The organism is Ruegeria sp. CDSB086, from assembly GCF_059611065.1.
The window spans coordinates 122,605-137,602 of the sequence record NZ_JBXWOV010000005.1; the positions used below are offsets into that span (position 1 = coordinate 122,605).

The following is a 14,998-nucleotide window of genomic DNA, read 5'->3' on the forward strand; positions in this document are numbered from 1 at the left end:
CTCACTTTGAGAGTTGAAGGAATGTGTGAACCAATGCACCTCGCAAAGCCGAGAGACTACACATCTCGGTTTCATTGATGATTGCAAAGATTGACGAGTGATTACGGCGTCAAGGTCGGCGCAACACCAACCGGGGGTTGATCTTGAATATATGCACCCACACGGTTCAAAACTTGAGTTCTAGGACATCCCGGGCGGGTCGCAGCACCAAGGTTACGCAGGTTGCCGGGCCCCTCAAAAGGAACAAAGCACAAGGGCCACTTGTCTCGCTTGAATTGCTCGGCAGCCAGGGCCGACACAATTGTACAATCATCAGAATGACAAATGTGTCGGCAGATCGTTTCAAACCTCAGCGCGCTCAGATCAAACCGCTTGGCGACTCGGATCGCAGGATCAGCTTTGGGCAAACGGTCCTCAAGTTCATAGCCAAAACTGTGAGGAAGCCGGATGAAGTCATGCGGAGGCACATCCTCTGGCGCAATAGAGGGAAGCATACAAAGTGGGTGCCCTTCACGCATGGCCAGAAACAACGGCTCGGCCCAAATTGACGTGAAAGCCAGAGCGTCGCTGTTGTTGACTTTGGCCACCAGCGCCATGTCCAATTGATGATCTTCCACCATCTGCAACATGTTTTGCGGAAGGTCCTCGATCATGGTCACACGCATCCGCGGGTACAGATCGCTGAACAACCCTGAGAAGTACTGCGTCAGGTAGGGTGCAAGCGTTGGCGTCATGCCAATCCGGTACGTGACGGCCTCGGGGTCGCGGTATTGGGTGGCAGTGTCGCGGATCTGTTGTGCATCAGACAGGATGGATTCAGCTATTTTGAGGATGCTTTGACCAAATGCCGTTGGGCGCACTTCGTTATTTAGTCGTAGAAACAGTTCAACACCCAGTTCGTGTTCCAGCTTCTTGATCTGGTTCGATAGTGCAGGTTGCGAAACGTTGCACGCAACCGCCGCCTGACTGAACTTGCCATGTTTTGCAATGGCGAGCACATATTCCAAATCTCTGAAATTCATCCGCTCAATCTCTCTGCGGTCATACTAAAGCGGCTCGAAACCACCCCTTTATGTACCTTAAAGCGGGTAAAACTGCATGAAATCCCGATCAACTCCGCTGACAAAACTGTTAACCGGCGCATTCGAATAGAACATCACGCGCGGCAGGAAAATTGTAACCTGTTGATTTATTTGATGTGGCATTTCCGGATTCTCACGGAAACCGTGACTATTTGCGTTGGTTATACGGCCGATTTGCAGGATGAATTTCAGATGACCCGGGGTGCCGTCTACCCCTTTGCTACGTGGAATGCCCGACACACAGGGCGGACTGCCAAACGTAACAATTTATGACGGAGTACCCCATGCTGTCCCAACTTCTGACAAGCCTGCGCGCTCGTCTCTTGACCACGTCTACAATAGCGCAAGAGACCACCCGCGACGGCCAAACCCTTTTCAACAACTTCTTTCAAAGCACCGTTGTAGATGACACCCCGGCTTTCGTGCTGGCAAATGACTTCTCGCGTCTGCTGAACTTTGGTGAAATCATCACCAACAACGCCGTTGCCGCCGTTCAAGCGCAGGGGCAGGATATTGATGTGTTCAACTTCCGCTCTGGGCGGATCGAGGCGAACAACGGCCCCGACGCATTGGCCACCGGCGTTCAGGTCACCGGCAGCGCACAGGTTCGCAACTTTGGTGAGATCGCGGGTGAATTTAACGGCGTTCAGTTTGCAGGTGCTCAAAGCTCGGGCGGCCTGGACAATTTCCACGGCGGCGTGATCAGCTCTGACAGCCGCGCAGTCGACATTCAGGGCCAAGGCATTGATGTGCGCAACTTTGGTGACATCATCGGCACCGGCGATCAGCGCAATGGCACGATTTACACCAACCGCACTGCCGAAGACATCTCGATCTCGAACTTTACGGGTGGCACGATTGACGCGGGCGAAGGCAACCAGGGCGCGGGCATCTCGTTGCAGACCGGCGATGAGGTTGGCGATCGCGTGGAAACCGACATCTTCAACGGTTTTGGCGCGACAATTCAAGGCCGTGGCCAAGGGGCCGCCAATACCGGGCTGGCCGGCGACGGCATTCGCATTGACGACGGTGTCGAAGGTGCCACGTTGGAAACCGAGATCGTCAACAGCGGCCTGATCTCGACCGAAAGCAACCAAGGCACGGCCGCCGGTATCCGCATCGCGGATGGCGTAAACGCCGAAGGTGAGATCCTGAACACGTCGACCGGCGTGATAGAAGGCCCGCGCAATGGCCTTTACATCGGCAATGGTGAACATGATCTGGACGTGCTGAACTTTGGCACCATCCAATCCGGAAGCCGCGCGGTGAACATCGACGGCTCAGGTGTCAACCTGATCAATGGCGGCGACATTCTGGGAAACGACGACCAGCGTAACGGCACCGTTTATGCCGATGGCACCGCAGATGACTTCTCGGTCCGCAATCTGGCCAATGGCACAATCGACGCGGGTGAGCACAACCAGGGCTCGGGTTTCGGAGCAGAAATCGGTGGAGCCGCAGACGGTGCCAACACGTTCTCGTTGGAAAACGATGGCCTGATCCAGGGTCGGGGCAACGGCGCAGCAGGCACTGGCCTGGCCGGAGATGGTATCCGCATTGGCAACCCGGGAAATCAGGGCATCGCCGAAGGGACCATTGTCAACCGTGGCGAGGTACGTTCGGAAGGTGCCAACGGCACTGTAGCCGGTGCGCGCGTTGTGGATGGCGTGAGCTTTCAGGGCGAATTTACCAACGCCGGCACAATCTCGGGTGTCCAAAACGGCGTCTACTTTGGCAACGCGGATCATACGGGTGGTCGTTTCGTCAACGAAGCAGGAGGCGTTGTGTCCTCGGACAGCCGGGCCTTCAACATTGATGGCACGGGGCTTGAGGTCGACAACCAAGGTAACATCCTTGGCACCGGAGATCAGCGCAACGGTACGGTTTACGCTGACGGAACCGCGGATGACTTCTCGGTACAGAACTCAGGTCTGATCGACGCTGGTGACGGCAATCAGGGTTCTGGCTTTGGTGTGGAAATCGGTGGTGCAGAAGATGGTGCCAACACATTTACACTGGAAAACACGGGCGTAATCAACGGGCGCGGAAACGCGGGTGCCGCCACGCCGCTTGCTGGTGATGGCATTCGCATCGGCAACGTTGGCAACACCGGCACTACCGATGCGACGATCTCCAACTTTGGCGGGATTTTCTCTGGAGGTGCCAACGGCACGGTCGCCGGCATCCGAGTTGTCAATGGCGTGAACTTCCAGGGCACATTGTTTAACGCGGGTGCCGTCGAAGGTGTGCAAAACGGTGTCTACTTTGGCACTGGTGACCACTCGGGCGGGTCGTTTGTCAATAGCGGCACCGTTTCCTCGGACAGCCGGGCACTGAACATCGATGGTAACGGGCTTTCCGTTCAGAACCTGGGTGCCATCTTAGGTACAGGCAATCAGCGCAACGGCACAGTCTACGCTGATAGCACGGCAGACAACTACACCTTCACCAACACTGGTCTGGTGGACGCAGGCGAGGGCAATAACGGCTCGGCTGTTTCGCTGCAAACAGGTGACATTTCAGGCGATGTCGTCTCGGCGGCGATTGTAAACGAAGGTGTGTTGCAGGGCCGCGGCGATGCAACCGAGGGCAATCAGGTTGGCGATGGTCTGCGCCTGTTCACGGGTCAGGAAGACGCGTCTTTTGCCGGAGTTGTCATCAACGAAGGTCTCATTGCCGGGTCCGAACAGTCGGACGCTGCAGCCGGTATTCGTATCGATGGCGGTTTGAACCTTCTGGGTGCGATCCTGAACGAAGGCGAAATTCGAGGCACGGTCAATGCGATTGATGCATCGGATGCTGGTGACGTTACCATCGTCAACGACGACGAAGGTGTGATAAACGGCAACGTCCTGCTGGGCAACGGCAATGACATTTTTGTCGATCTGGGCACTACTAACGGCGACATCAGCGGTGGCGAAGGTGATGACGTTCTGATCGCTGGCGATGCAGACAATGTGCTGACCAGTGGTCTGGGCAATGACTTCATCGACGGAGGCGGCGGCATCGACACAGCCGATTTCTCGGATCTGGATGTTGCGGTAGAGGCCCGTCTGGACGCCAATGGCAACGGCACCGCCACGCGCGATACCGGATTCAACGTCTCGATCGTGGATGCGGCTGTTGTGGCTCCGGACCAGTTTGGTGCGAATATCCCGGATGGAGGCTGGTTTGTAGAAGAGGCCGTTCTGGGCAATCTGTACTACAACATTCACACCTCCGACTTTCCTGCCGGGGAAATTCGCGGGCAATTGCTGGTCGACAGCGATGTAACCGAAAACGGCATCCGCACAGTTTCGCTGAGCGGCGGTCTGGACGCATCGCAAGAACCCGGGCCGACATCGGATAGCGAAGCCACCGGCAACGCGACTGTTGTCATCACTCAGAACCTGGCAACAGGCGAAGTCACCTACTCGAGCGAGTTGAGCGTTGTGGGCCTTAACGAGGCCGACCTGAACACGCCGATCCCCGGTGTCGTATCAGCCATCCATCTGCACAACGCACCAGCGGGCGCAAACGGCCCGGTCGTGCAGGACACGCTGGTGGACGCAGGCGCGACGCTTGATGTTGATGCAACAGGCGGCACCGGAGTTGTCGGTCTGGACGTGATCGACAATCAGATCGAAACCGACGTGCTGGTCTCGATCGAGAATGTCATCGGCTCTGACGATGGTGATGTGATTGTCGGCAGCGACCTGGAGAACGTTCTGAACGGCGCGGATGGCGATGACCTGCTGAACGGTGAGGGCGGCAATGACGTCCTGATCGGTGGCGAAGGCGCTGACACCTTCCTGTTCCAGGGCACCTTCGGTGACGACACAATCTCGGACTTTGAAACGGGCGTCGACAGAATTCAGATCGGAGATCTGGGCCCTGACTTCGACGGCGGTCCGAGTACCGTTCAGGATGGTGACGACGCCGTCATCAGCTTCGGCGACGCAGGCTCGATCCGTCTGGCCGGTGTCGACGCCGCGGACCTGACCGAGAACGACTTCATCGTTTAACCAATCAACAGCGGGGCGGCCTAGGTCGCCCCGTTTGCCAAACCGGAAAGGGTTCCCTGATGTCCCAGAAAACCAATCCCGTGAAAGCCGCCTGGGGGTCGCTGCGCAAGGGCTTTGTTGCAGTTGCCTTCTTCAGCTTGTTTCTGAACCTTCTTATGCTCGCCGGTCCGCTTTACATGTTGCAGGTCTACGACCGCGTCCTGACCAGTCAAAATGTCGACACCTTGATCGCGTTGTCAGCATTGTTGGCCGGTGTATTCGTCGTGGTCGCCTGCCTTGACCTGATGCGGATGCGCATTTTGGGACGTCTGGCCGCCCGCTTTGAGCTGAACGTTGCTGCCCCAGTTCTTGGCGCTGCGATGCGCCGCCGTGTCCATGGCGAAGCCGACGCTGGCGAAAACCTTGTCGAAGACGTGAACGGATTTCGCGAATTCATCTCGGGAACCACGCTGACCGCGTGTTTCGACGCGCCGTGGATCCCGCTCTATCTGTTGGTCCTTTATGCCCTACACCCGTATTTGGGTCTGCTTGGTTTGGCCGGGGCCGTCATGCTGACGATCATGGCTCTGATCAACAACTCGCGCGCCCGGGAACCGATGCGGTCGGCTTCGCAAGCGCGCGGTCGTTCAGATGCCTTGTTCAGCATCAGTGATAAAAACGCCGAGCTTGTTCAAGCGCTTGGCATGAAATCCGATTTGCTGCGACGCTGGACCTCGCTTCAGGCGGAAGCCCATCAGCACAAGACCCGCGCCGCTGACCGGGTTGCCAGCTTTTCTGTCGTGTCCAAGACCGTTCGGATGGGATTGCAATCGGCCATTCTGGGACTTGGTGCGGCACTGGCCATCACCGGAGAATCCACCGCTGGCGTCATGATCGCGGCAACCATCGTACTGGCCCGCGCACTGGCCCCAATTGACCAATTGATCGGTCAGTGGCGCAGCTTTCTGGCCGCGCGCGGATCTTACTCCAAGCTGACTAAACTGACCGAAGAGTTTGCCGAAGCCCCACCCAATCTGCACCTGCCGCGCGCGTTCAAATCTCTGGACGTCAAGATTGCGCAGGCAGGCCCCCCGCGCGCCGTCAACGCCTCGCTCCGCCAGATCGACTTTGGCCTTGTGCCCGGAGATGTGTTGGCAGTTATCGGGCATAGCGGTTCGGGCAAGACCACCTTGGGCAAGATGATTGCCGGTATCTGGCACCCCCAACGGGGCGAGGTTTTGCTGGATGGCAGCCCGATGTCCAAATGGAACCACGAGGATCTGGGCAAACAGATCGGTTATCTGCCACAGGATATCGAGCTGTTCGACGGCACGATCCGCGAAAACATCGGGCGCTTCTCTGTCGCCATAGACGATGCCGAAGTGCTGCGTGCCGCACGCGAAGCCGGTGTGCACGAAATGATCAGCGCCCTTCCCGATGGATATGAAACGCGCATCGGTCGGGGGTTCTTTTTGTCCGGTGGTCAACGTCAGCGGCTGGCACTAGCCCGGGCGCTTTATGGCGATCCGTTTGTGTTGATTTTGGACGAGCCGAATTCGGATCTTGATGCCGAAGGCGAACAGGCCCTGCGCGATGCGATCACGGCGGCGCAGTCCCGCGGCGCAATTGCCATCGTCATGACCCATCGTCCTGCAACGTTGCAGGCTGCCAACAAAGTAGTGGTCCTGCGAAACGGCGCCCAAACACAGTTCGGGGATAAAGAGGACGTCCTGAAGGTCAATCGCCGGAACGTTCTGGACAAACCGACCCAATCCGGGGCGCACGAACCCACTGTGCGCCCTGCCAATGCAACTCAGATCAGCGGAGCTGCCCAATGACCCAGTTGATGAAACGCCCACAATCCCCGAATGTGCTTACCGCCCACGATGTGCAAGTATTGGACATCACGACCGAAGCCTCTGGCATCAGACGCTATGTCCTGTTCGGGTTGTTTACCCTGATGGCTTTCGTCGGCGGCAGCATCTATTGGGCCTTCGCCTCGAAACTGGATGGGGCGGTGGTCGCGCCGGCCTCGTTTGTGGTGGAAGGTGACCGCAAGACGGTTGAACATCTGGATGGTGGCATCATTGACTCGATCTTGGTCACGGATGGTGAATTCGTTCAGGCAGGTCAGCCCCTCGTACGGCTTGACACCTCAGATTTCGACGTAGATCTGAGTGTTCTGGGCAGCCAATTGGGCGAGTTGTCGGTCCGGCGCGCCCGCTTGCTGGCGCAGATTAACGGCACGGACAGGTTTGACGAGCCAACCGCTTTGGCCGGGTTCAGCGATGGAATGCAGCGGCTGCATTGGTTGTCGCCTTACCTGACGCAGAAACAACTATTTGACGCCGAAGCCCGCGCCCGCCGGACCGAGGCTCAAATCAACGCGCAACGCATTCAGGGGCTGCGCAATCAGATCGCCGGCCTGAACGAACAACGCCTCTCGACCCAAAACCAAAAGGACATCACACAGGTTGAGCTGTCCAATCTGAAATCCTTGCTGGACAAAGGGCTTGTGGCCGTCACACGGGTCAGCGCGCGCCAGATCGAAATGGAACGTCTGGGCGGTGTCGATGCGTCGTTGCGCACCCAGATCGCGCAGGCCCAGGACCAGATGCAAGAGTTGCAACTGTCCCTGCTCAGCCAACAAAAGCTGCGCGACGAGGTGATCGCCGGAGAGCTTGCGGTTGTGGATGCCCAGCTTGATCTGATCCGGTCACAATATTCAGGGGCATCGGAACGGTTGAAACGAACACAGGTCCTGGCCCCTTCCAGCGGGCGGGTCGTTAATTTGGCAGTATCTACAACCGGCGGCGTCATTCGCCCCGGAGAGGCGATCATGGATATTGTTCCCGCCAATCAAGCCCTGATCGTCGAAGCACGTATCAAGACCGCCGACATCGACAAGTTGCAGATCGGTCAGGCAACGCGCATTCGCCTGTCAGCCTTTACGCAGACCGATGTGCCTGAAGCCAGCGGCCGGATTTTTGACATCTCAGCCGACGCGCTGGAGGACGATCGCACAGGCGAGCCTTATTACAAAGCCCGGGTGAAACTGGATGCCGATCAACCCACCGAAGTCGCCGCACTGGATCTGTTGCCAGGAATGCCCGCGGATCTGTTTGTGAAAACCGGCGAGCGCGCAGTAATCAGCTACCTGTCACAACCAATCAGTGACCGGCTCGCCAAGACTTTTATCGAGTAACTTATTTTGCCCGCATCCGGCTTGCCGGGTGCGGGTCGTTCACGTCTTTCTCGTGACTAAATGCTGCAGGTTAGACGCCGTATCGCGCCATGAACATATCAACGGCCTGCGTCGCAATTGCATCCAACTCTGCTTTGGAAAAGCTCTTTTGAACGCCAATGGCAGCGCGGGTCCAAATCCGAACCTTGCATAGTTCACTGAACTGTTCGGCTGCCAATTGCAGGTTGTCGATGGCCAACTCACCCTTGTTGACTGCCTTTTCCAGATACTCGACCATCTGGCGCTGACCGTTCTGCGGCCCGGCCTCATAAAATGTTTGGCCCAGCTCGGGGAACCGGTCACGCTCGGCGATGCAGATGCGGAACATCTGTTGCGAGAAGTCCGAGACTAAAAAAGTCGTCAGTTCCGTCGCCGCGATAGTCAGAACTTCGCGCGCTGGCTTGCAGTCGTCGACCATCGCCACGACGTTTTCGGCCATTCGCCTGCACTCGACCTGCGCCACTTCCATGAACAGCAGGCGTTTGTCCGGGAAATAACTGTAGAGCGTCGCCTTCGACACCCCGGCAGCGCGTGCGATGTCGTCGACGCTTGCACCTTCGAAACCATCCGCCATGAAAACCTCTCGGGCTCCGCGCAGGACCTGATCAAATTTTCGGCCTGTTCGCAGAATGACGGCTGCTTCGGTCATGTGCTCTCCTTCGGTCGTTTGGGTGACAAATGTATAAACCGTTCAGTTCAGATACAACAATTCGCACAATTAGCAGGCATCTGGCAACATGGGTGACGTCAGGTTTGCGATTGATCCTTTAAGTTTCTTGGCAACGTTGGGACTTGACGCCCACAAACGAACCGACATGGCTTGCGGCTTGCGTATTCCGTGCTACCAATTTGCGCATGGTTGATATCTTCCTGCGCACACTGCCTTTTTTCGCAATCATCGGCCTGGGATACTGGGCCGGGCGCAGCCGGTTTTTCTCGGAAGAAGCCACCGCCTACCTGACGAAATTCGTTTTCTATTTTGCGCTGTCGGCCATGCTATTCCGCTTTGCGGCCACTCTGCCTTTTGCTGAAATATTCAATGCCAGGTTGGTCCTTGGGTACTTGATGGGCACTGCCGCTGTGTACGCCCTGGCAACGGTTGTCGCATGGATACGTCGGCTTGATATCCCGACCGCAGCGGTAGAGGCGCAATGCGCGGCCATCGGCAATGTCGGTTTTCTGGGCCTGCCCATGCTGGCGCTGCTGTTTACCGAAGCCGCGATTGGCCCGGTTATGCTGGTTCTGACGGTTGATCTGGTGGTGTTTTCATCCCTGATCGTCATCCTGATAAATGGCGGGCGCGACGGGCGGTTGACGCCTGCAACCTTCCGACTGATCGGGATCGGTTTGATCAAGAATCCGATGATCGTTTCGATCTCGGCGGGAATGCTCTGGTCCGCGTTGCAGATTCCTGTTCCTGTCCCATTGAACGATTTCCTGACAATTCTGGGCGGGGCAGCCACACCGGGTGCCCTGTTCGCTATCGGAGCTTCTCTGGCCAGCAAATCCGCCGAACGCGTTCACATTGCAGGCTGGCTGAGCTTTTGCAAACTTGTCGTTCACCCTGTCTGCGTTGCCGTTGTGTTGATTTGGATTTTGCCCGTGGCAGCATTTCCTGCTTCTGTCGCAATCGCCGCCGCGGCACTGCCGGTGGCGGGTAACGTGTATATGCTGGCCGCCCATTACAGGGTGGCCCCGCACCGTGCATCAGCTGCGATACTACTGTCCACAGCGGCCAGCATTCTGACGGTGCCATTGGTCATCGCATGGGTCGGAACGCCCTGATCCAAGCCTTGTGAAAAATGGCACACCAAAGCCGCTCAGCCTTTACGTATCGAGCGTGTAAGGATAGCCATGTCGCAAACCCAACGTAAGGACGAAACCAAATGGAAACCCTTTCGGAAAATGCATGTTTCGGAGGCGTTCAGGGCGTCTACCGCCACGCCTCGACTGCCTGCCAATGCGACATGACCTTTGGCTTATTCCTGCCGGCCGAGGCCAAAGACGGCCCGGTTCCGGTTTTGTGGTATCTGTCAGGCCTGACCTGCACCCATGAAAACGCAATGACAAAAGCAGGCGCGCAGGCCTGGGCGGCTGAACAAGGCATCGCGGTGGTCTTCCCGGACACCTCGCCGCGTGGTGAGGGTGTTGCCGATCACGATGATTACGATCTGGGCCAGGGCGCCGGGTTCTATCTGAACGCCACGCAGCAGCCTTGGGCGCCGCATTTCAATATGTGGGATTACGTGGCCGAAGAATTGCCTGCTTTGCTGACCGAAAACTTCGCAATCGACGCGGAGCGTCAGGCCATAACCGGACATTCGATGGGAGGGCACGGAGCGTTGACACTGGCTATGAACCTGCCGGGGCGCTTCCGGTCTGTGTCCGCTTTCGCACCCATTTCAAACCCGACGGGTGCGGATTGGGGTCGCAAGCAACTCAGCGCCTACCTAGGCGATGATCAGACGGCATGGGCCAAACACGATGCCTCGGTCATGATGAAAGAAATCGGCTTTGACGGCCCTATTCTGATTGACACTGGTGCGAATGACCAATTCATCGACCTGTTGCGCCCCGAAACTTTGGCGCAGGCGATAGCGGAACGTCGTCAGCAGGCAATCTTCCGTCTTCAACCAGGCTATGACCACTCATACTTCTTCGTGTCGACCTTCATGGAAGACCACATCACCTTCCACGCCGAGGCGCTGTACGGAGACTGAGGCATGAGCAAATACGACTATGACCTGATTATCATTGGGTCCGGCCCTTCGGGTCGATCGGCCGCAATTCAAGCGGGCAAGTTGCAACGACGCGTATTGGTGATTGACCGCAAGGACCGGTTCGGCGGCGTATCCGTCCACACCGGCACGATCCCATCAAAGACCCTGCGTGAAACGGTACTAAACCTGTCCGGCTGGCGCGAGCGCAGCTTCTATGGCCGCTCGTACCGCGTCAAAGATCAGATCCGGGCCGAAGACCTGAAGGCACGTCTGCATATGACGCTGGATCATGAAGTTGACGTGCTGGAACACCAATTCAACCGCAACCATGTGGAGACCCTGAACGGGTTGGCTAAATTCGTTGGGCCTCACGAGATTGAGGTTGCCACTGATGCCGGTGAGACAACGAGACTTACGGCGGCCAAGTTCCTGATAGCAACCGGAACAAAAACCTATCGCCCGGATTATGTGCCATTCAACGGAAAGACCGTTGTGGACGGTGACGACTTTCTTGAGATGGCAGAGATCCCGCGCTCGCTGGTCGTGATAGGTGCCGGAGTGATTGGCGTGGAATACGCCACCATGTTCTCGGCATTGGACGTTCGGGTGACGTTAATCGAACCTCGTGAAACCTTCTTAGATTTCATCGACACCCGCCTAATCCATGATTTCACCCATCAGATCCGCGAAAACGGCGTGGACCTACGTCTGGGCTCAGCCGTTCAAAAGATAGAAGACGCTGGGGGCCATGTCGAAGTGACTCTCGAGAATGGCCGCCACGTGCGAGCTGAGATGCTACTGTTCGCCGCCGGGCGCATGGGGGCGACATCGGCATTGAACCTGCAGGCCGTTGGCTTGGAAACCGATCATCGCAATCGGATCGACGTGGATCGCAAGACGTATCAAACTGCAGTGCCGCATATCTACGCGACTGGCGATGTGATTGGGCACCCATCATTGGCCTCAACCTCGCTGCAACAGGGCCGTGTGGCTGCATGTCACGCGCTGGAAACCCCTACCCTGCCGGAAAGTCCCTGGTATCCTTACGGCATTTATTCGGTCCCCGAGATCTCAACTTGCGGCATGTCCGAAGAGGAACTGCAAGAACGCGGCATCCCATACGAAGTCGGCGTGGCGCGGTTCCGGGAGACTTCGCGTGGGCATATCATGGGGTTGGAGCACGGCATGCTGAAGATGCTGTTTTCACTGAAAACCCGCCGGGTGCTTGGCGTGCAGATCGTGGGCGAAGGTGCGACAGAGTTGATCCATATCGCGCAGGCAGTCCTGAATCTGAAGGGCACGGTGGATTACTTCGTGCAGAATACGTTCAACTATCCAACCCTTGCCGAGGCCTATAAGATCGCTGGTTTGGATGCATTCAATCGGATGCCAATCCCGGACGAGTTCAAAGTGCGCAAGAAATCCGCTGAAAAGACCGAGAAGAAGGCCGGGAAAGCGTGACGACGCTCTATATCGATGGCGATGCCTGCCCCGTGAAAGCCGAGGCTGAACGGGTTGCAACCCGGCACAAAGTTCCGATGGCACTGGTGTCAAACGGTGGCTTGCGGCCGTCTGCAAACCCATTGGTGCAGGTGGTCATCGTGTCTGAGGGTGCGGATGAGGCAGACAAATGGATCGCCGAACGATGCGGCGCAGGGGACGTAGTGGTAACCTCGGATATCCCGCTGGCCGCAAAATGTGTTGAGGCCGGCGCTCGGGTCCTCCGTCCAAACGGTGAAGCCTTTACCGCGGCCAATATCGGCCAGCAACTGGCCATGCGTGATTTGATGGCCGACTTGCGCGCATCCAACCCATTGAGCGCGGGTGGCGGCGGAAAACCCTTTGGCAAAGCTGACCGATCCCGGTTTTTGGACGCCCTGGAACGTGAGTTAAGGGCTGCGCAGCGGGGCTAATCCTCCCGCTTGCCAGCGACGCATCATAGATGCGTCTTTGACAATTGGGCCGGGCAGCGCTGCGCGCTGCGGTTGTGCCTTGAACAATCCCGTCGCGCTTGGTTCAGTGGCACCAACTAAGGAACAAGAAGACAGGTACGTACATGTCGGTGAAAGCTGTTGTTTTTGACATCGGGAATGTTCTGATCGAATGGCAACCCGAACGCTATTACGACCAGGTCATCGGGGAAGAGCGCCGTCGTGCCATGTTCTCGGAAGTTGACCTGCACGGGATGAACGACCTGGTTGACCAGGGTCATCACTTCACTGACACAATCTATGATTGGGCCGAGAAATACCCGGAATGGCGGGATGAAATCCGCATGTGGCACGACAAGTGGATCGAACTTGCCGCGCCCGAGATCCCCCACTCGATCCGTCTGCAACGGGCCTTGCGGGCCAAAGGCGTGCCGGTTTTTGCATTGACCAATTTCGGGGTGCAAAATTTCGACTATGCGACGACGGTTTACCCGTTCCTCAACGAGTTCGACAAACAATACGTGTCGGGACGGATGCAGACCGTCAAACCGCATGTTCCGATCTATGAAATGGTCGAAGCGGATTGTGGACTACCGCCCGAGGCGCTTTTGTTCACCGACGACCGACTCGAAAATATCGAAACGGCGCGCGCCCGTGGATGGCAGACGCACCACTTTACCGGCCCACAGGGTTGGGCGGACCGATTGCTGCAAGAAGGTCTACTGACGGTCGAAGAGGCGCTGTAGCTCAGGCGGTGACGGGCGTTGGGCGGTTTTCGCGAATGGGAAGGTGGACGATGGCACTGAAAGCCCCAATCGCGACTCCGATCCACCAGACCATAGTGTAGTCGCCGTACTGGTCATACATGCGCCCGCCCAACCAGACGCCCAAGAAACTGCCGACCTGGTGGCTGAAAAAGATGATCCCATACAGCGTTCCCATGTAGCGCAGTCCGTAGAGATGCGCGACCAGCCCCGAGGTCAGCGGTACCGTGGCAAGCCACAGCGACCCCATGACCAGTGAAAACACGATGACCGACAGCGGTGTGATCGGGAACACGATGAAGGCCGCCGCGGCGAGTGTTCGCGCGGTATAGACTCCGGCCAGCAGGTATTTTTTGGGGAAATGGTTCCCTGCCCAACCGGCCATCAGTGTACCCGCAATATTTGCCAGGCCAATCAATGAAATTGACACGGCCCCCAGTGCTGATGTGGTTGTGATGCCAATCGAATGCAGTACGCCACCGGGTTGTATGGGTCCGCACATCTCTGTCACGAAAGCGGGGAAATGTGCGGTGATGAAGCCAAGCTGATAACCGCAGCTGAAAAAGCCCAGAAAGATCAGCGTATAGGATGGATCGCGGAAAGCCCTGGTCAGGATCTGACTCATGCTTTCTTCGATCTCTGCTTTACTGGCAGCCTGAGGGGCGCGCATGAACGGCAGTGTCAGCACCAGTGCCAAGATCGCTGCAGCGAATACAATGAACACCTGCTGCCAAGGCATAAAGCTCAGCATCCATTCGGCTGTAGGCGCCCCCAGAACCTGACCGAAACTGCCCGCAGCTGTGATAATCGCAAGCGACATGGAGCGGTTTTCGTCCGACGATGCCCGCGCCACCACGGCAAGGACCACGCCAAATCCTGTTCCCGCGATACCGAACCCCACAAGCCATGCGTACATTTGGTGCTCGAACGGAGTGACGGACCAGGCCGACAGAACCATACCCGCCGCGTAGGTCAGAGCCCCTAGAATAATCGCGCGCCTGTCGCCGACCTTTTCGGCGATGGCCCCGAAAATCGGCTGCCCAATGCCCCAGGCCAAATTCTGAATTGCGATTGCCATCGAGAAGTCCGAGCGCAGCCAGCCGAATTCATCTGCGATGGGGATCTGAAACACGCCAAACGATGCGCGCACGGCAAAACTGACGGTGATGATGATACATCCGACGATCAGGATGGGGTTCAGCAAGCGCGTGTGTTGGGGCATTAGGTCCTCGGGCGTTCAAGAACCAGACGTTACCGCGTTTAGGTTGTGCGTC

12 protein-coding genes are annotated in these 14,998 nt (G+C 57.3%); 8 read left to right on the forward strand and 4 right to left on the reverse strand.

Features of this window, described 5'->3' with window-relative positions; genetic code table 11:
* Nucleotides 1–101: 101 nt before the first annotated feature.
* Together AC2FIO_RS11770 and AC2FIO_RS11775 are read right to left on the reverse strand one after the other, a co-directional pair.
* Nucleotides 102–1,022, reverse strand: coding sequence for a LysR family transcriptional regulator (locus tag AC2FIO_RS11770; protein WP_496697785.1), 921 nt, complete (start codon nucleotides 1,020–1,022; stop codon nucleotides 102–104).
* Between the two features lie 57 nt (nucleotides 1,023–1,079).
* Nucleotides 1,080–1,322 carry a hypothetical protein gene (locus AC2FIO_RS11775; protein WP_496697787.1) on the reverse strand — a complete coding sequence of 81 codons (243 nt, stop codon included), beginning with the start codon at nucleotides 1,320–1,322 and terminating at the stop codon, nucleotides 1,080–1,082.
* 44 nt (nucleotides 1,323–1,366) lie between these two features.
* Between AC2FIO_RS11775 and AC2FIO_RS11780 the strand changes: the two genes are divergently transcribed.
* From AC2FIO_RS11780 to AC2FIO_RS11790, 3 genes are read left to right on the forward strand one after another with little or no spacing between them, the layout of a single operon-like run.
* The gene (locus AC2FIO_RS11780) at nucleotides 1,367–5,086 is read left to right on the forward strand and encodes a beta strand repeat-containing protein (RefSeq protein ID WP_496697789.1); all 3,720 of its coding nucleotides are present in this window, start codon (nucleotides 1,367–1,369) and stop codon (nucleotides 5,084–5,086) included.
* 59 nt (nucleotides 5,087–5,145) lie between these two features.
* Nucleotides 5,146–6,903, forward strand: coding sequence for a type I secretion system permease/ATPase (locus AC2FIO_RS11785; RefSeq protein WP_496697791.1), 1,758 nt, complete (start codon nucleotides 5,146–5,148; stop codon nucleotides 6,901–6,903).
* The gene (locus AC2FIO_RS11790) at nucleotides 6,900–8,270 is read left to right on the forward strand and encodes an HlyD family type I secretion periplasmic adaptor subunit (RefSeq protein WP_496697793.1); all 1,371 of its coding nucleotides are present in this window, start codon (nucleotides 6,900–6,902) and stop codon (nucleotides 8,268–8,270) included. The genes AC2FIO_RS11785 and AC2FIO_RS11790 overlap by 4 nt, the downstream gene beginning before the upstream one ends.
* Nucleotides 8,271–8,340: 70 nt before the next feature.
* Here AC2FIO_RS11790 and AC2FIO_RS11795 read toward each other — a convergent pair whose 3' ends face one another.
* Nucleotides 8,341–8,958: a TetR/AcrR family transcriptional regulator gene (locus AC2FIO_RS11795; protein WP_496697795.1), complete on the reverse strand. Its 618-nt coding sequence runs from the start codon at nucleotides 8,956–8,958 to the stop codon at nucleotides 8,341–8,343.
* Between the two features lie 206 nt (nucleotides 8,959–9,164).
* Between AC2FIO_RS11795 and AC2FIO_RS11800 the strand changes: the two genes are divergently transcribed.
* From AC2FIO_RS11800 to AC2FIO_RS11820, 5 genes are all read left to right on the forward strand, one after another.
* Nucleotides 9,165–10,094 carry an AEC family transporter gene (locus AC2FIO_RS11800; RefSeq protein WP_496697797.1) on the forward strand — a complete coding sequence of 310 codons (930 nt, stop codon included), beginning with the start codon at nucleotides 9,165–9,167 and terminating at the stop codon, nucleotides 10,092–10,094.
* A 101-nt stretch (nucleotides 10,095–10,195) separates the two neighbouring features.
* Nucleotides 10,196–11,029, forward strand: a complete 834-nt coding sequence (fghA, locus tag AC2FIO_RS11805) for an S-formylglutathione hydrolase (protein WP_496697799.1) — start codon at nucleotides 10,196–10,198, stop codon at nucleotides 11,027–11,029.
* Between the two features lie 3 nt (nucleotides 11,030–11,032).
* Nucleotides 11,033–12,490 (forward strand): Si-specific NAD(P)(+) transhydrogenase, encoded by a 1,458-nt coding sequence (gene sthA, locus AC2FIO_RS11810; protein WP_496697801.1) that lies wholly within the window; start codon nucleotides 11,033–11,035, stop codon nucleotides 12,488–12,490.
* Nucleotides 12,487–12,942 carry a YaiI/YqxD family protein gene (locus tag AC2FIO_RS11815; RefSeq protein ID WP_496697803.1) on the forward strand — a complete coding sequence of 152 codons (456 nt, stop codon included), beginning with the start codon at nucleotides 12,487–12,489 and terminating at the stop codon, nucleotides 12,940–12,942. Before sthA ends, AC2FIO_RS11815 begins: the two co-directional genes overlap by 4 nt.
* Nucleotides 12,943–13,085: 143 nt before the next feature.
* Nucleotides 13,086–13,706, forward strand: a complete 621-nt coding sequence (locus tag AC2FIO_RS11820; protein ID WP_108859718.1) for an HAD family hydrolase — start codon at nucleotides 13,086–13,088, stop codon at nucleotides 13,704–13,706.
* A 1-nt stretch (nucleotide 13,707) separates the two neighbouring features.
* On the opposite strand, the gene AC2FIO_RS11825 is transcribed toward AC2FIO_RS11820, so the two are convergent.
* A complete protein-coding gene (locus AC2FIO_RS11825; RefSeq protein ID WP_496697806.1) occupies nucleotides 13,708–14,946 on the reverse strand; it encodes an MFS transporter in 1,239 nt (412 codons plus the stop codon).
* Between the last annotated feature and the right edge of the window lie 52 nt (nucleotides 14,947–14,998).